General features: G+C 59.3%; 15 protein-coding genes and 1 tRNA gene. 11 read left to right on the top strand and 5 right to left on the bottom strand.

What is annotated here, in order from left to right:
* Nucleotides 1–207 precede the first annotated feature (207 nt).
* From IG616_RS01890 to thrS, 4 genes are all read left to right on the top strand, one after another.
* Nucleotides 208–654, top strand: a complete 447-nt coding sequence (locus tag IG616_RS01890) for an iron-sulfur cluster assembly scaffold protein (protein ID WP_192145844.1) — start codon at nucleotides 208–210, stop codon at nucleotides 652–654.
* Nucleotides 655–671: 17 nt separating this feature from the next.
* Nucleotides 672–1,037, top strand: a complete 366-nt coding sequence (gene yidD, locus IG616_RS01885; protein ID WP_192145841.1) for a membrane protein insertion efficiency factor YidD — start codon at nucleotides 672–674, stop codon at nucleotides 1,035–1,037.
* 91 nt (nucleotides 1,038–1,128) lie between these two features.
* A complete protein-coding gene (locus IG616_RS01880; RefSeq protein ID WP_192145839.1) occupies nucleotides 1,129–2,913 on the top strand; it encodes a B12-binding domain-containing radical SAM protein in 1,785 nt (594 codons plus the stop codon).
* Between the two features lie 119 nt (nucleotides 2,914–3,032).
* Nucleotides 3,033–5,009: a threonine--tRNA ligase gene (thrS, locus tag IG616_RS01875; RefSeq protein ID WP_192145837.1), complete on the top strand. Its 1,977-nt coding sequence runs from the start codon at nucleotides 3,033–3,035 to the stop codon at nucleotides 5,007–5,009.
* 301 nt (nucleotides 5,010–5,310) lie between these two features.
* On the opposite strand, the gene IG616_RS01870 is transcribed toward thrS, so the two are convergent.
* Nucleotides 5,311–6,405 carry a hypothetical protein gene (locus IG616_RS01870; protein WP_192145835.1) on the bottom strand — a complete coding sequence of 365 codons (1,095 nt, stop codon included), beginning with the start codon at nucleotides 6,403–6,405 and terminating at the stop codon, nucleotides 5,311–5,313.
* Nucleotides 6,406–6,705: 300 nt separating this feature from the next.
* Here IG616_RS01870 and IG616_RS01865 point away from each other — a divergent pair, with 300 nt between their 5' ends.
* The 4 genes from IG616_RS01865 to IG616_RS01850 all read left to right on the top strand — a co-directional run bounded on the left by IG616_RS01865 (nucleotide 6,706) and on the right by IG616_RS01850 (nucleotide 10,410).
* Nucleotides 6,706–7,299, top strand: coding sequence for a nitroreductase family protein (locus IG616_RS01865; RefSeq protein WP_192145833.1), 594 nt, complete (start codon nucleotides 6,706–6,708; stop codon nucleotides 7,297–7,299).
* A gap of 3 nt (nucleotides 7,300–7,302) precedes the next feature.
* Nucleotides 7,303–7,905: a flavin reductase family protein gene (locus tag IG616_RS01860; RefSeq protein WP_192145830.1), complete on the top strand. Its 603-nt coding sequence runs from the start codon at nucleotides 7,303–7,305 to the stop codon at nucleotides 7,903–7,905.
* Nucleotides 7,906–8,097: 192 nt separating this feature from the next.
* Nucleotides 8,098–9,159, top strand: coding sequence for a lytic transglycosylase domain-containing protein (locus IG616_RS01855; protein WP_192145828.1), 1,062 nt, complete (start codon nucleotides 8,098–8,100; stop codon nucleotides 9,157–9,159).
* Nucleotides 9,160–9,306: 147 nt separating this feature from the next.
* Entirely contained in the window at nucleotides 9,307–10,410 is a 1,104-nt protein-coding gene (locus tag IG616_RS01850; RefSeq protein ID WP_192145826.1) for a DUF2336 domain-containing protein, read from the top strand.
* 57 nt (nucleotides 10,411–10,467) lie between these two features.
* On the opposite strand, the gene IG616_RS01845 is transcribed toward IG616_RS01850, so the two are convergent.
* The 3 genes from IG616_RS01845 to IG616_RS01835 all read right to left on the bottom strand — a co-directional run bounded on the left by IG616_RS01845 (nucleotide 10,468) and on the right by IG616_RS01835 (nucleotide 12,113).
* Nucleotides 10,468–10,974, bottom strand: coding sequence for an Hpt domain-containing protein (locus IG616_RS01845; protein WP_209007224.1), 507 nt, complete (start codon nucleotides 10,972–10,974; stop codon nucleotides 10,468–10,470).
* Nucleotides 10,975–11,092: 118 nt separating this feature from the next.
* Nucleotides 11,093–11,893 carry an NAD kinase gene (locus IG616_RS01840; RefSeq protein ID WP_192145822.1) on the bottom strand — a complete coding sequence of 267 codons (801 nt, stop codon included), beginning with the start codon at nucleotides 11,891–11,893 and terminating at the stop codon, nucleotides 11,093–11,095.
* A gap of 144 nt (nucleotides 11,894–12,037) precedes the next feature.
* Nucleotides 12,038–12,113, bottom strand: a tRNA-Thr gene (locus IG616_RS01835).
* Nucleotides 12,114–12,341: 228 nt separating this feature from the next.
* On the opposite strand from IG616_RS01835, the gene hmuQ reads away from it, so the two are divergent.
* The 3 genes from hmuQ (at nucleotide 12,342) to IG616_RS01820 (ending at nucleotide 14,336) form a co-directional block, all read left to right on the top strand.
* Nucleotides 12,342–12,650 carry a heme-degrading protein HmuQ gene (hmuQ, locus tag IG616_RS01830; protein ID WP_192145820.1) on the top strand — a complete coding sequence of 103 codons (309 nt, stop codon included), beginning with the start codon at nucleotides 12,342–12,344 and terminating at the stop codon, nucleotides 12,648–12,650.
* A 151-nt stretch (nucleotides 12,651–12,801) separates the two neighbouring features.
* On the top strand, nucleotides 12,802–13,977 hold the full coding sequence (locus tag IG616_RS01825; RefSeq protein WP_192145818.1) for an ABC transporter substrate-binding protein: 1,176 nt from the start codon (nucleotides 12,802–12,804) through the stop codon (nucleotides 13,975–13,977).
* The gene (locus IG616_RS01820) at nucleotides 13,974–14,336 is read left to right on the top strand and encodes a bleomycin resistance protein (RefSeq protein ID WP_192145816.1); all 363 of its coding nucleotides are present in this window, start codon (nucleotides 13,974–13,976) and stop codon (nucleotides 14,334–14,336) included. Before IG616_RS01825 ends, IG616_RS01820 begins: the two co-directional genes overlap by 4 nt.
* Nucleotides 14,337–14,438: 102 nt before the next feature.
* Here IG616_RS01820 and IG616_RS01815 read toward each other — a convergent pair whose 3' ends face one another.
* The gene (locus IG616_RS01815; RefSeq protein WP_192145814.1) at nucleotides 14,439–15,230 is read right to left on the bottom strand and encodes a TrmH family RNA methyltransferase; all 792 of its coding nucleotides are present in this window, start codon (nucleotides 15,228–15,230) and stop codon (nucleotides 14,439–14,441) included.
* Between the last annotated feature and the right edge of the window lie 288 nt (nucleotides 15,231–15,518).

Here is a 15,518-nt window from a genome sequence, read left to right as displayed (position 1 = left end):
ACAAATGTCGAAGGGTCAGTGTCTCACACAGGAAACATATGGCAACCGGACAGGAAGACGAGGGCTATAGTCTGAACAAAGGGTTCTGTAAACTTGAACGAATGAACGCAGCCGTGATAGGGGCCTTGTTCAATTCGCTCCTTGCCTGACCTATATAGGCACGGAAAGCGGTGCTGCAATGCTCTGAAGCCCGCGACGAGGTTGGCCATGCTTGACGATATCTACAACGCTAAGATCCTGGATTTTGCGGGAAACATCCCCCGGCTTGGTCGGCTGGAACACCCCCAAGCCAGTGCGACAGCCCATTCCCGCCTCTGCGGTTCCACCGTGACGGTCGATCTGGTTGTCGAGGACGGCAAGGTCAAAGACTTCGCTCACGATGTGAAAGCCTGCGCCCTCGGTCAGGCGTCCTCTTCCATCATGGCCCGGCACGTGATCGGCGCCAGCGTGGAAGAGTTGCGTGATGTGCAGAAGGCCATGCGGGCCATGCTCAAGGAAAACGGCCCAGCGCCGGAAGGCCGGTTCGAGGAGCTGAAGTTCCTGGAGCCCGTTCGGGAATACAAGGCCAGGCATGCTTCCACCTTGCTGACCTTCGATGCGGTGGTCGACGCGTTGGATCAGATTGAAGCGCAGCAGAAAGAGGCCGTCGCCTGAGGGCGGTGGCTGCCCTCATGTGTTCCGGCCATCCCTCCGAGGAACGTTCAGCGCCCCCTCTAACGCGAGGGGTCTCCAGCCTTCCTGCCCGCTTCGGTCTGGGTCTGATCTGGATCTACCGTCACTCTCTTTCGCTGATCCTGGGGCGTGCGTGCCGTTATGCGCCGACCTGCTCGGATTATACCGGCGAAGCCATCCGGCGTTATGGTCTGTGGCGGGGCGGCTGGATCGGCCTTGCCCGTATCCTGCGCTGCAACCCCTTTGGTCCTTCCGGCTATGATCCGGTGCCGCAAGTGCTGCCCGCAGCTGCCCGCTGGTATCTGCCCTGGCGCTATGGCCAATGGACGGGCGCGCATATGGATGAAGAGTCCCGACTTGATTGATTGCACTTCTAGGCCCGGGCAATCGAGAATTTTATTGACCGAAGGGTAACCTGCTGCTTCGCTGTTCCCGTCCCAAAGGGAGGGAAGAGGAATGACTGTGCAGGACTTCCACTTCGTAATGATCAAGCCGACCCATTACGACGACGACGGCTATCCGATCCAATGGCTGCGCTCTGCAATCCCTTCCAACACGCTGGCCTGTCTGAACGGTCTTGCCGAGGCGGCTCGATCCCGGAGCGCGCTCGGCGAGGATGTGCGGATCCATCTTCATACCTATGACGAAACCAACACACGCGTCCGGCCCGAGGCCATTGCGCGGATGATCTCCCGTTCGGGCGGCAAGGCGCTCATCGCTCTTGTCGGAGTGCAGTCCAATCAATTTCCGCGTGCCATGGATATCGCGCGAAAATTTATCGCGCACGACTTGATCGTCGCAATTGGCGGCTTTCATGTCTCCGGCTGCATGTCGATGCTCAGCGAAATGCCTGAGGATTTGAGGCAAGCCCTTGATCTTGGGATCTCGCTTTTTGCTGGCGAGGCAGAGCAGCTTCGGCTGGACGATCTGCTCCGGGATGCTTTCAATGGCACCTTGCAACCCGTCTATAATTTCATGAACGATCTGCCGTCTCTGGAGGGCGAGCCGACACCCATCCTGCCTTCCAAGCACATTCAGTTCACCGCCGGATCGCATTCCAGCTTCGATCTGGGCCGGGGCTGCCCGTTCCAATGCTCTTTCTGCACCATCATCAACGTGCAGGGCCGCAAGAGCCGGTTCCGCTCGGCGGATGATCTGGAGCGGATCATCCGGGACAACTACTCGCAGAAGATCAACCGCTTCTTCATCACAGACGACAATTTTGCCCGCAACCGCCACTGGGAAGAACTGTTCGACCGGCTGATCAAACTGCGCGAGGAGGACGGCTTCGACATCAAGTTCATCATTCAGGTGGACACTCTGTGCCACCGGATCGAGAATTTTATCGGAAAAGCCACACGGGCAGGGGTGAACCGGGTCTTCATCGGGCTGGAGAACATCAATCCGGACAATCTTCTGGCCGCCAAGAAGCGGCAGAACAAGATCACCGAATACCGCGACATGCTCCAGGCCTGGCGCGATCATGGAGCGACCACTTACGCGGGCTATATCATCGGCTTTCCGGGCGACACAAAGGATTCCGTGCTGCGCGATGTGGAGATCATCAAGAAGGAACTGCCGCTCGATCTCCTGGAGTTCTTCTACCTGACGCCGCTTCCCGGTTCAGAGGACCACAAGGTGCTTCTGGAAAAGGGCATTTGGATGGATCCGGATCTCAACAAATATGATCTCAATCACCGGGTCACCCATCATCCCCGAATGTCCGATGAGGAGTGGGAAGACACCTACCGGGCGGCTTGGGACAGCTATTACGGCGAGGAGCATGTCACCACTGTTCTGCGCCGGGCGGCTGCCCATCCAAGGGGGCGGCCGGGAAACAAGCTGTTCCTGATGATGTGGTTCTATCTGATGGTCCGCTTCGAAGGGGTGCACCCGCTGGAGGGGGGCTATTTCCGCATCAAGGTGCGCAAGGACCGGCGATCCGGTCTTCCGGTTGAACCCACCTTGCGGTTCTATCCGCGCTATATCGCCGAGAGCGCGGGCAAGCACTGGCATTACCTCATGACCGTCTGGCGCTTCTACCGCCGCTACCGGGCGATCAAGAAAGATCCGAACCGCAAGGTCTACACGGATCTGGCGCTTCAGCGGGACGGCGCGGAAGGCGTTGCCAACCTGTCGATGGTTACGGAGACACGCGGCGGGGTGGAGGCGGTGGCCAAAGCCAATCGCGATGCGGCGCTGAGCCAGAGGGTCAAGGACCGGGCGAAAACGGCTATCTGACCGGGGCGCGAGGCGGCAATGTTGCGGTTGCCCCTGTCTGCCAAATCCCGTATGTAAGGCGCCTTCAAAACACCGACAGCTTACCTGCCTTGTTCGCAGGAGTGAGCAGGAGAAGACGCATGATTCAACTGACTTTCCCCGACAATTCCATTCGTGAAATCGCTCCCGGCACCACCGGTGCAGCGGTCGCCGAAGGCATTTCCAAGTCGCTGGCCAAGAAGGCCGTGGCGATGGCCCTGGATGGGGAACTCAAGGACCTTTCCGACCCGATCACAGCCAATGCCCGGATCGAGATCGTCACCCGCGACGATCCCCGCGCACTTGAGCTGATCCGGCACGATGCCGCCCACGTGATGGCGGAAGCCGTGCAGGAACTGTGGCCGGGCACCCAGGTGACCATTGGGCCGGTGATCGAGAACGGTTTTTATTACGACTTCAAGCGCGTCCACCCGGATACGCGTGAAGACTGGCCGTTCACGCCGGAAGATCTGCCGGTCATCGAAAAGAAGATGCGCGAGATCATCGCCCGTGGCGCCGCCTTCACCAAGGAGATCTGGAGCCGGGACGAGGCGAAGCAGTTCTTCAAGGCCAAGGGCGAGGACTACAAGGTCGAGCTGGTCGATGCCATCCCGGAAGGCCAGGATCTCAAGATCTACCGCCAGGGCCAGTGGCTGGACCTGTGCCGTGGCCCGCATATGGCCAACACCCGTCAGATCGGCGACAGCTTCAAGCTGATGAAGGTGGCCGGTGCCTACTGGCGCGGGGACAGCAACAACGAGATGCTGACCCGTATCTATGCCACCGCCTGGGCGAATGACGCGGATCTCAAGGGCTATCTCCACATGCTGGAAGAAGCCGAGAAGCGCGATCACCGAAAGCTTGGCCGCGAGATGGATCTGTTCCATTTCCAGGAAGAAGGTCCGGGCGTTGTCTTCTGGCATGCCAAGGGCTGGAGCCTGTTCCAGAAGCTGACCGCTTACATGCGCCGCCGTCTGGAAGCCGACTATGACGAGGTGAATGCACCGCAGGTACTCGACACCTCGCTGTGGGAGACCTCCGGTCACTGGGGCTGGTACAAGGAGAATATGTTCTCCGTTCAGTGTGCAGATACGGAAGCTGAAGACACCCGTGTCTTCGCCCTGAAGCCGATGAACTGCCCCGGCCACGTTCAGATTTTCAAGCACGGGCTGAAGTCCTATCGCGACCTGCCGCTGCGCCTTGCCGAGTTCGGCGCGGTGCACCGTTACGAGCCCTCGGGTGCGATGCACGGGCTGATGCGCGTGCGCGGCTTCACCCAGGACGACGCGCATATCTTCTGCACGGAAGAGCAGATGGCGGCCGAGTGCCTGAAGATCAACGACCTGATCCTGTCGGTCTATGAGGACTTCGGCTTCAACGAGATCGTGGTGAAACTCTCGACCCGTCCGGAAAAGCGCGTTGGGTCCGATGAACTGTGGGATCATGCCGAAGAGGTCATGTCCCGTGTTCTGAAGCAGATCGCCGATCAGTCCGGCGGCCGCATCAAGACCGATATTCTGCCGGGCGAGGGCGCGTTCTACGGTCCGAAGTTCGAATATACCCTGCGCGATGCCATCGGCCGTGAATGGCAGTGCGGCACGACCCAGGTCGACTTCAACCTGCCGGAACGCTTTGGTGCCTTCTTCGTCGACAGCGATGGCGAGAAGAAGACCCCGGTGATGATCCACCGCGCGATCTGCGGGTCCATGGAACGCTTCCTCGGCATTTTGATCGAGAACTTCGCCGGTCACTTCCCGCTCTGGCTGTCGCCGGTGCAGGCCGTGGTGGCGACGATCACGTCGGAAGCCGATGACTATGGCCGGGAAGTGGCTGAGCTTCTGCGCAAGGCTGGTCTCAAGGTCGAGACCGACTTCCGCAACGAGAAGATCAACTACAAGGTCCGTGAGCACTCGCTGGCCAAGGTGCCGGTCATGGTGGTCTGCGGCAAGCGCGAGGCCGAAGAGCGGACGGTCAACATCCGCCGCCTGGGCTCTCAGAACCAGACGGCCATGAGCCTGGATGATGCGATCGCAGCCTTCAAGGACGAGGCTATCGCGCCGGATCTGAAGCGCGGCTGATATGCCGTTCATGTGAAACGAGAAAAGCCGCTGGTTTTTCAGCGCTTCAGTCTGCTGACAAACCCCACCACCGCGCTTTTCCGGACGTAGCGAAGCGAAGATCCGGGATCTATCGTCTATCTATTTTATTGAAAGAAATAGGGTATTTAGACAGGTCCCGGCTCAAGGCCGGGACGGCGCGGAGAGAAAATCCTGAACCCTTAGGTTTGTCATCAATCTCAAGCCGCTGGTTTTTCAGCGGCTTTTTTCATGCCCTCTGGCCGGATGGCCTTGAAAGATGATTGCAAGAGCCGGCTGTGCTCTAGTTTGAAACCGCCTCGTTTTCCGCAGAGGCCATGACCTCGACTTCCCGGTCGTTGCCGGTCTGGACCTCAAAGTCCGAGCGGTAGTTCACGCCGTTGTTGCGGGCAATCACTTCATATTCGCCGGAGGCCAGGACGAAGCGCGGGAAGGCGCCGTTGGCTTCGACCACAACATCGCCGCCGGGGCTGAGAACGGCCCATGACGTGTTGGCGATGGCTTCCCCGCCCGGAGCATTGACGAGTTTTAGGGTGATGCCGGCGGCCTTGTGATGCATGGTGGCTTCGGTCAGCTTGCCGGCAATGACCTGAATATCGGCCCGTACCACCGCATTCGCATCGCCGTAGCGGCTGACCACATGGTAGGTATCTGCTGCCAGGCGGATGATTTTGCCCGGCTGAACGTTGCGGGCGACGAGTTTGCGTTCGCCGCGCTCATCGAACTCCGTGCCATAGATGTCGAAGAGAACCGGCCCCTTCTTGATCGTGTTGTCATCGCTCAGAGCGGCCTCAAGCTTCAGCCCGCCGGCATTAAGCGTCACCATTTTAGACTTCACATCGCGGCCCATCACGATGCGGTTCACCGCGCTGGCATAACCATAGGACGTGTGGATCAGGTAGACGCCAGGATCCAGCCGGAATTCCGCATCGCCGCCTTCCGAGGTGGCGACCAGCTCCAGGCGGCCTTCCTCATTTGTCGTCTCGCTGTAAATCCGCCAGATCAGGCCTTTTTCGATCGGCTGGCTGTCCCGGTTCAGGCGGGCGATCAGATAAAGCGCGCCTTGATTTTCCGCAGGCGTTCCGGCGGCATTCAGATGAACGGACGGGGCGTAGGGAACGAGCGTGTCTGAGAAAAGCGGCTCGGGAGCCCGGTCGAGAAGGTTCTCGATTGGCGTTTCCGCCGCCTCTACCGGCGCATCGGGGTGGGGCTTGGGAGCCGGGGGCATTGGGGCTTTGTCGGAGGAAAGAGCTGCGGAAAAAGGGGTGGCGAGGTCACTCGTCAAGGGAGCGGCCAGCTCCTGTGCAAGCGCTGCAGATACGCTTGCGGACAAAATCCACGTCACTACACCAAGCCAAAGGGCGAAACGCTGTCTCACTTCCTGCACTTTTCCTGTTCGGCTCCGCCGTTGTGGAGCTGTTGCCGCGGACTTTTGTCCGCCTGTTTCCCGTATCCGGCATCTGCAGGTGTCCCGGCCCGGATCAGCCCGTTCCACCATTTACCCGATTGCACGAGTCATCCCAGCCTCGATGACTGTAGACCCTGCTTTCAAATGATCTGTCTTGTTCGTCCGAAATTGGGACGAATTCAAGACATTTCTCATCTGGTTGACATCGGCTGTGAATGGATTACGTCAAGGGGCCTCCACTCTTCAAACCCAAGCAGCCAGGGTTTCATCATGTCTGAATTTGCCCCCCGCCGTCCGGAAGTTCTCGACTTTCTGCTGACCCGCCGCTCGCACCCTTCTGTCACGCTGTCCGCGCCCGGGCCAAATGAGGCCGAACTGACGGCCATCCTGACGGCAGGCGCGCGTGTTCCCGATCATGGCAAACTGGCGCCCTGGCGTTTCGTGATCTACCGGGACGGGCAGGGCAAGGCGATCGGAGAGCGGCTGGCGCAGATGGCTGAGGAGCGTAATGGCCCGCTGGATGATGCCCGCCGGGAGCAAGAGCTGACCCGTTTCACGCGCGGAGCCGTGGTTATCGGTGTTATCAGCACGGCTGCGGTCCATCCCAAGATCCCCGTCTGGGAGCAGGAGCTTTCGGCTGGGGCGGTTTGCCTGTCTCTCGTCAATGCAGCCAGTGCTTCCGGCTATGCGGCCCAGTGGCTGTCCGAGTGGTATTGTTTCGACGAGGAAGCCTCCCTCTATCTCGGACGCCGCGAAGGCGAGCGTTTTGCAGGGTTCATCCATATCGGCACCCCGACCCAGCCGCCATTCGAACGGCCGCGTCCGGAGCTCGCCGGCATTGTTACCAACTGGCAGGAGAGCTGATCCATGTTCTACGAGACCGCCACCAATGATCACGGGCTGAAGTTCAACCCGTTCAAGGCGATTGTCGCGCCGCGGCCCATAGGCTGGATCTCGACACTGGACGCGGAGGGGAAGCCAAATCTTGCGCCTTACAGCTTCTTCAATGCTGTGGGGGATGCCCCGCCGATGGTGATGTTCTCCTCTTCCGGCTACAAGGACACCGTGGCAAATGTGGAGGCCACCGGTGAGTTTGTCTGCAATCTGGTGAGCTTTGCCCTGCGCGATGCGATGAATGCCTCATCCGCGCCACTTCCCCACGGGGAGTCCGAGTTCGAGCGGGCGGGTCTGGAAATGGCCCCGTGCCAGCTGGTCAAGGCTCCGCGCGTGGCTGCGGCTCCCGCGGCTCTGGAATGCAAGGTTCTGCAGGTTATCCGTCCGTCCGATCTGGATGGAACGCCGACCAATTCCTGGATCGTGCTTGGTCAGGTGGTCGCGGTCCATATCGACGATGCCTGCCTGAAAGACGGACGGCTGGACATGACCGGCGTGCAGCATCTGTCCCGACTCGGCTACATGGATTATGCCGCTGTGACCGAGGTGTTTGAGCTGGAACGGCCCAAATCCTGACAGATCCTCGTCAAAAGTGACGTCGCGGATTTGAGCCGGAGACCGGGTGTTTCCGGCTCTTTGCATTTGAATGCACAGGAAAACGCGGTTTCAACGGATGTGCCGGAGCGGGAAGGTTGCTTGTTAAGGTTTTGTTAACCAATTGGGTGCGAAATTAACCAACCAGTAACCATTCAATCGAGGAGAAGGGAAATGCGCGTCGCTGACTCTGCCTCGATCGCGTCCCGGATCGAGCAAGCATTCCAAACAGCAAGCACATCGACAGGTACTTCCTTCGATTACCTTGTGAAGACCGCTGCCCGTGAATCGTCCTTCAACACGGACGCCAAGGCCAAGACCTCCAGTGCGACCGGACTGTTCCAGTTCATTGAATCCACTTGGCTGGAAACGATGAAGGAATCCGGCGCTGAACTGGGGCTTGGCAAATACGCCGATCAAATCCAGCAGACCAAAAGCGGCAAGTATGTGGTGTCCGATCCCCAGGCGCGGCAGGAAATCCTGAATCTGCGTAAGGATCCCGAAATCGCCTCGCTGATGGCTGGTGCCTTCACTCAGAAAAACGCGGACTATCTGACCCGCAAGCTTGGCCGCGATCCGAGCGAGGGCGAGCTCTATATGGCGCATTTCCTCGGCGCCAATGGAGCCAAGCGGCTGATCGAGTCCACGCAGAGCAATGCGGAGGCACGGGCGGACAAGCTGTTCCCGGCGCAGGCCAAGGCCAATAAATCGATCTTCTATAATTCTGACGGCACGGCCCGCAGCAACGCAGAAGTCTATTCGGCAATCACCTCCAAGCATGATGCCGTGACGATGATTGCCAGTGTTTCTCCAGAGCGCACGAAGGGCATCTCGTCTGTCGGTCTCGTGCCAGGTCACAAGCCTGTTTCGTCTGGCAGCGAGGTTCTGGCCTTTGCCGACGAGAGCCAGAGCCTGGGTGAAAACCTGGAGACAGCAACCAATGAGGCTGTGTCTGCCTTCAAGGCGCATGATGCGGAAGGTCCGTTCCAGGCGTTGTTCCGGAACGATCCCTCTTCCGAACGTCAGACCCTGCGCTCGCGCTTCGATTCCGCCTTCTCGGCTGCTGAGAGATCGGCAATCTTCACGAGCGCCGACACAGCCGCTTCTGGTCCATCGACAACGCTTGCGCTGCAGGAGCAAAGCAATGGCCTGCTGGGCGAAGGGCCCTTGGACCTGACGAAGTTTCTGACCTACGAAGTGGCGCAGAAGAAGAAAGACCTGCTTCCACCGGTGTGACGCGGCAGAATCCTCCTCCGCATTTTTATGGTGAACCGAACGTTAAGCCTTTGAAGCGATGATGCTTCAATAACGGTTTGTGTTAGCGGTGCCATGACTCTTCAAGACTTGCTCAACAGGTTGGACAATACGCAGGAGGACCTGCGTGTGACAGCGGCTGCCGATCTGGTCTGCGCTTGGAAAAACGACACATTCGGCGCTGGCGCGCGGAAGGCGCTCACTTCCGCGATGACCCTTCTTCTGGACGATCCTTGCGTGACGGTCCGCACCGTTCTTGCGGCGGGAATCGCAGACCGGTCTGACGTTCCGTTCAGTGTCGTTCTGGCTCTTGCGGGGGATGAGGAAGAGGCCGCCGTGCCGGTTGTGTCCCGTTCACAGCTTTTGAGCGATGCGGATCTGATCGACTGCCTTGCTCATCCTTCCGGCAAGGTCGGGGAGGCGGTGGCAGGCCGCAAGAAGGTCTCGCCCGCACTTTGCGCCGCAATTGCCGAGGTGGCTCCAGCGGGAACCGTTCTGGCCTTGCTGACCAATCCGGGCGCCGCCCTTTTGGCCGGAACCCTTGCCCGCCTGACCGAGAGGTTCGGACGGGATGCAGACATCCGCAACGCGCTTCTCCATCTGACAGAGCTGCCGGTCGCGCTTCGCCACAGGCTTTTGCACTGCCACGCGGAAACGCTGGTAACCCACCCTCTGGTTCTGCCGCATGTGCAAGATGAGGAGGACGAGCGGGAGTTCCTGGCGGAGGCCTCGGACAAGATCGCCCTGAAGCTTGCGGAGGCTTCGGATGAAGACGGGCTGGCCGAACTTGTTGAACATTTGAGGGCCACCGGCGGATTGACCACACGGCTGCTGCTCAGATCGCTCTGCTGTGGCCAGAACCGCTTTTTCGTTTGTGCGATGTCGGCTCTGACGGGTGTGCCGTCTGCCCGGTTTGCCCAGACGCTGGTCTCGGGCCGCCCGGCCGCACTCAGGGCCCTTCTGCGCAAGGCGGGTCTGCCGGTGCGCTCATATCAAGTGTTTGTCTTGGCCATTGAAATTGCCCGCAGGCGGGCTGGAAGCTTCACGAGCGACCTCAGCCTCGAGCTGACAAAGCAACTGACAGAGCAGGTTTTGAGCGAACTGCAGGATGACGGATTGTCCGCGCAGACAGACATCGTCACATTCCTGAGGCGGTTTGCCGCTGACATCGCACGTCAGGAAGCCCGTCTTGTGCTGGACCAGCTCAGAAAGCCCGCGCTGCACGCGGCATGATGGCTGTAGAGCCTCGCCGGGAAAACCTGTTCAGCGCGTGCCAGGACCGGGTTGCCGTCAGCCGATCTGGCGGACCCGGCTCAGGTAGTCATTCGTGACTTCGTTCAGCTTTGTCAGAAGCGCTGTTCCAACCGCATTGTCCTGGTCCCGGGCATTTTCACTGACCATCGCCCGGATCGCGTCCACATATTGCGCCAAGAGTGCCTTGGGAAGGTCCGAAGGAGAGGGGACTTCCTCGATCAGATAACACAGGCTGCCTGCGACTTCGCCGACAAGCGGATAGCCAAGCGTGGCCGCCTGGCCCTTCAAGTTATGGGCTGCCTGATAGAGACCATCGACCGTTCCGGCGTTGATGCCTTGTGCTTCAAGAAGCCCGTAGGCGTCGTGAAGGTCTTTCGCGCTGCTGGTCATCCAGCCGTCAAAGTTCTGCGCGAGACGGGCCAATGCGGTTTCCGCTGCCTTCACTGGATCGAATTTCTTGGCTTCCCGCGGGCTCAAGATGCGCACCTTCTTGCGCAGGTCCGTCGGAGGCTTGACGACTTCATAGTTCTCATCGTCGGTCAAGTCGGCACACATCCTGCTGTCTTTCCGGCTATTGGTCAGCACCCGGAGCCGTCTCCTGATGCCGCTGACCATTATGGGCTGTTGATTTTAACAGTTAATGAAACGGAAATGTACCGGTTCAATACCGGAACATCTCTGTCAGAATACGCTCGTCCCATCCATGGTCGGAATCAAACATGATCAAACCGTCCATATCAGCGTCCTCATGAACGGTCACCTGGATTACGTCCCGGAACTCCTTGTGGTCCGCTGATGCGCTGACCGGACGCTTTCCTGGATCCAGAACCTCGATGTCGACCCTGGCCCTGTTGGGCAGCAGCCCGCCTCGCCACCGGCGGGGCCTGAAGGCGCTGATTGGGGTGAGTGCCAGAAGCGGCGCGTAGATCGGCAGGATCGGCCCATGAGCCGAAAGATTGTAGGCGGTGCTGCCAGCCGGGGTTGCAACGAGGCAGCCGTCGCAGATCAGCTCTTCGAGGCGGACGCGCCCATCAACAGAAATGCGAAGTCTTGCCGCTTGTGACGTTTGCCGGAGAAGCGAGACCTCGTTGATTGCCCGGGCCGTATACTGCAGTCCGTCCTTGTCGGTGACCGTCATGCTCAACGGGTGGATTGCGGTGATATCCGCATTTGAGATGCGTTCGAGCAAACCCTCTTCTCGGTATTCATTCATGAGAAAGCCGACCGAACCGCGGTTCATACCGTAAATCGGTATCCTGGTGCCCAGAAACGCATGCAGGGTTTGCAGCATCAACCCGTCGCCGCCGAGGGCGACGATCGCATCGGAATCTTCTGGCGCGGTGCCGCCATAAATGGCGGACAGGCGCTCTTTTGCCTCCTGCGCCTCTGCCGTGTCGCTGGCCACGAAGGCAAGGTGGCGGAAACTGTTTCCGCTTCGCGTGGCCTGAGCGATCTGATTCATGCAACGTTCCCGGTCGGCTGCGGAGGCTCTTTACCTCCGGTGTTTCTGCGCGCCAATAAACAGCAGAAAGACCTTGTTCGCCAAGAGCCTATTTCAGACCGGCGTGACACGTAAGCCTCGACAGGAATGTCAGGAAGGGAAAAGTGGTGCCGGCAGCAGGATTCGAACCCGCGACCCCCTGATTACAAATCAGATGCTCTACCAGCTGAGCTATACCGGCACATGAGGGGGTCTTTAGCAGAAAGTTTTTTCCTGTGCATCCCCCTTTGGCAGTTTTCCACTCCGGCGGAGAAGGGGCAGGAGAATTTCCGGAACCAGCCGCTCCCCGGGGAGCGGCTGCGGTGGGCAAAAGGGAAGCTTGCAAGACAGGGTGGGTATAAATATGAATATATAAATCATGTTTTGATCCGGGCGTTTTGCCCAGGTTTGTATTTGCTGGAGTATGACGATGTTTATCGCGATGAACCGGTTCCAGGTGAAGGCGGGGCAAGAGGCGGATTTTGAAGCGGTCTGGCGCGGGCGCGACAGCCGCCTGTCCGAGCTGAAGGGCTTTCAAAGTTTCCATCTTCTGAAAGGCCCGGCTGATGAAGAGGCCGGCGTTGTGCTCTATGCGTCGCATACGGTCTGGGCCAGCCGGGAGGATTTCATAGCCTGGACCAAGTCGGAGCAGTTCCGCGATGCCCACAAGAATGCTGGCGGCACGCGCGGCTATTATGCCGGTCCTCCGAAGTTTGAAGGCTTCGAGGCTGTTCTGTAACACGGCGCGCGAGTCGGCGACCCGCCGTTGCCCAAAGTGGCCAGGCGGGCTTTCGTCCCCGGTATATTTCTCATCCTGCCAGCCATCGTTCCATCAGCCACGCAGGGAAGCGGGCCCCCTTAAAAAGGGGCTGTTGCAACGGAGGCTGATAATGTTCTTTGCCAGATTTTCTCCTGCCGGGCTGGCGCTTGTTGTTACACTTGTTTTGTTTGGCGGCACCGCCTGCGCTGACGAGAAAAAGATGGTCTCTGTCGTCGATGTCGCGGGCCGGGAGGTCGAGGTGCAGGTTCCCGTAGAGCGGATGCTGCTTGGAGAAGGGCGGCAGCTCTATCTGGTTGCCTCGCTCGCTCCGGAGGATCCGCTCGGACATATGACTGCCTGGCGGGACGATCTGAAACAGGCGGATCCTGCGACCTACCGGCAGTATCTGAAAGCCTTTCCCGCTCTTGAGGATCTTCCGTCCTTCAAGGGGCAGGAAAACAGCCTGATCGATATTGAAGGCGCGGTTATCCAGAAGCCGGATGTGGTTCTTCTCAATCTGGAGGCCATGCGGGCGAATGAGGATGCGGATTATATCGCCAAACTGTCTGCCCTCGGTATCCCGGTGCTCTACATCGACTTCCGTCATGAGCCTTTGAAAAACACCGAGCCCTCGATCCGTCTGCTGGGCAAGGTCATGGGCCGGGAACAGCGGGCGGAGGAGATCATCTCCTTCCGGCAAAAGGCGATGGCCCGCGTGACGGACGTGCTGGAGCGGGAAAAACCAAAGCGGCCAAAGGTCTTTATCGAGCGGATCGGTGGCTATACCGAAGATTGCTGCCTGACTTTCGGCAACGGGAATTTCGGCAAGTATGTGGATCTGGCTGGTGGCGATAACATTGGCACGGAGTTTCTGCCCGGCACCTTTGGCCAGATCAACCCGGAGCAGGTGATCGTCTCAAACCCGGAGCATGTGGTTGTCACCAGCGCGGACTGGGAGGCCTATGTGCCGGGCGGGCACTGGATCCCGCTGGGGCCCGGCGCGGATATGGCGAAAGCGGAAAAGAAGCTGGAATGGTTCACCGGCCGTCCGGCCTATGCGGGGATTGCGGCCCAGAAGACCCGCGCCTTTCACGGCATCTGGCACCAGTTCTACAACAGCCCTTATGAGTTCATCGCGGTTCAGCAACTTGCCAAGTGGCTCCATCCCAATTTGTTTCCGGAACTGGACCCGGACGCGACCTTTGCAGAGTATCACCGCCGCTTCCTGCCTATTGCCTATCAGTCCGGATATAGTGTGAGCCTGCCGAACCCTGCGGATCGGGCCCCTGAGGGAGATGCGCAATGAGTGATGAGGTTCTTTGTATCCCGGTTCTGCCGTCTCTGGATCTCGATGAAACGCTGTCCTTCTATCGGGACGTCTTGCGTTTCGGCTTGATCTACAAGGACGAGACCCGGCTGATTGTCCGGCGCGGTTCCATGGAGCTGCATTTCTGGCCTGTGGACGACCGGCGGCTTTGCGAGAATGCGAGCTGCTACATCCGCGGCGGCGGCATTGATGGGCTTTATGAGGAATTCCGGACTGCGGAGGTGCCGGGATTGAGCGGCTTTGAAGTCCGGCCCTGGGACATGAAGGAATTTTACATCCACGACCCGCATGGCAACCTCCTGACTTTCGGAAGGATCCCGCAGGAGGAAGCGATCTAGGAGCGGAGTTGCCAATCAATTGAGGCCCCGGCGCAAGGCCGGGACGGCACGGAGTTTAAGCGGATAGCGTTCTGGTTTTGAACCGGCCGGTGACAGGGTGGTTCAAAGCCCCATCTTCATCCGTGCAACATAAAGAGACAGCACAGCGGCGTTGGAGACATTGAGGGAGCGGATCTCGCCGGGCATATCGAGGCGGGCGAGGGTGCCGCAGGCTTCGCGTACGCCCTGGCGCACGCCCTTGCCTTCGCTGCCCAGAACCAGCACGGTCTTGTCGCCGAATTCCGTCTCTTCAAGAGAGGCCGGGCCATCGCTGTCGAGGGCGATGCAGCCGAAGCCTTCTTCCTTCATCTCGGTGATGAAACGGGCCATGTTCTTCACGCGCACATGTTTAATCATGTCGAGGGCGCCGGAGGCGGATTTTGCCAGCACCGGACCTTCTTCCGGTGCGTGCCGTTCAGTGGTCACCACGGCGTCAGCCGCAAGAGCAACGGCGGAGCGCAGAATGGCGCCGACGTTATGCGGATCTGTGACCTGATCGAGAGCCAGCACAAGCCGGGCCCCTTTAAGCTCGCGCGGGCCATAGGCGGGCAGGGGATCTGCTTCCAGAATCAGGCCCTGATGAACAGCGTCCTTGGTGACCATCCGGTCGAGCGCGCGCGGCATCATCGTTTCAACGGGCACATCTATGCGCACGCCGCGCTCAGAAAGCCGGTTCTGCGCATTTTCGGTCGCATAGAGCTTGTTGCGCTTGCGGGCCTTGTTGGCAAAGGCGGCTTCCACAGTGTGAAGACCATATAGAAGCACGGGGCCTTCTGGCGGCAGGCCAGGGCGGCGTGGTGCGGGCTTGTGGCGCGGCTTGGCCGGGCGCCTGAAGGACGAAGAATTGTCTGTCATGGGCCTCTTTTGCGCCAAAGCCCGGTTTCCGGCAAGTGCCGGGTGGAGGAAGGGACAGCGGAAACTGGAAAAAGCAGGTGCCTTTGCCGCACCGATTCACTTGCGGCCGGTATTCTTCTTAAGAAAATCAACAGGGGTGATTTCATCCACAGGCCGGAAAACACTTGAGCCCTGAACCTTCCATGTCATGGAAATCCCTAGAGTTCTGCGGTTTCCCGGCGGCTTTTTCACAGGTGGTGCCGGACCCCGCGGAGCGAAGATGAAGAATTTCCTTTTTCATCAGAAAAT

Source organism: Roseibium litorale, assembly GCF_014842915.1.
GTDB lineage: Bacteria > Pseudomonadota > Alphaproteobacteria > Rhizobiales > Stappiaceae > Roseibium > Roseibium litorale.
The sequence above is the reverse complement of the archived record's forward strand: the minus strand, read 5'-3'. Positions and strand labels throughout refer to the sequence as shown.

What these genes read in the sequence shown, in the direction of transcription:
- IG616_RS01865 (WP_192145833.1), top strand. Translation starts at nt 6,706, where the DNA reads ATGTCTGAATTTGCCCCCCGCCGTCCGGAAGTTCTCGACTTTCTGCTG.
- IG616_RS01820 (WP_192145816.1), top strand. Translation starts at nt 13,974, where the DNA reads ATGAGTGATGAGGTTCTTTGTATCCCGGTTCTGCCGTCTCTGGATCTC.
- hmuQ (WP_192145820.1), top strand. Translation starts at nt 12,342, where the DNA reads ATGTTTATCGCGATGAACCGGTTCCAGGTGAAGGCGGGGCAAGAGGCG.
- IG616_RS01825 (WP_192145818.1), top strand. Translation starts at nt 12,802, where the DNA reads ATGTTCTTTGCCAGATTTTCTCCTGCCGGGCTGGCGCTTGTTGTTACA.
- IG616_RS01860 (WP_192145830.1), top strand. Translation starts at nt 7,303, where the DNA reads ATGTTCTACGAGACCGCCACCAATGATCACGGGCTGAAGTTCAACCCG.
- IG616_RS01880 (WP_192145839.1), top strand. Translation starts at nt 1,129, where the DNA reads ATGACTGTGCAGGACTTCCACTTCGTAATGATCAAGCCGACCCATTAC.
- IG616_RS01855 (WP_192145828.1), top strand. Translation starts at nt 8,098, where the DNA reads ATGCGCGTCGCTGACTCTGCCTCGATCGCGTCCCGGATCGAGCAAGCA.
- IG616_RS01840 (WP_192145822.1), bottom strand. Translation starts at nt 11,893, where the DNA reads ATGAATCAGATCGCTCAGGCCACGCGAAGCGGAAACAGTTTCCGCCAC.
- yidD (WP_192145841.1), top strand. Translation starts at nt 672, where the DNA reads ATGTGTTCCGGCCATCCCTCCGAGGAACGTTCAGCGCCCCCTCTAACG.
- thrS (WP_192145837.1), top strand. Translation starts at nt 3,033, where the DNA reads ATGATTCAACTGACTTTCCCCGACAATTCCATTCGTGAAATCGCTCCC.
- IG616_RS01890 (WP_192145844.1), top strand. Translation starts at nt 208, where the DNA reads ATGCTTGACGATATCTACAACGCTAAGATCCTGGATTTTGCGGGAAAC.
- IG616_RS01815 (WP_192145814.1), bottom strand. Translation starts at nt 15,230, where the DNA reads ATGACAGACAATTCTTCGTCCTTCAGGCGCCCGGCCAAGCCGCGCCAC.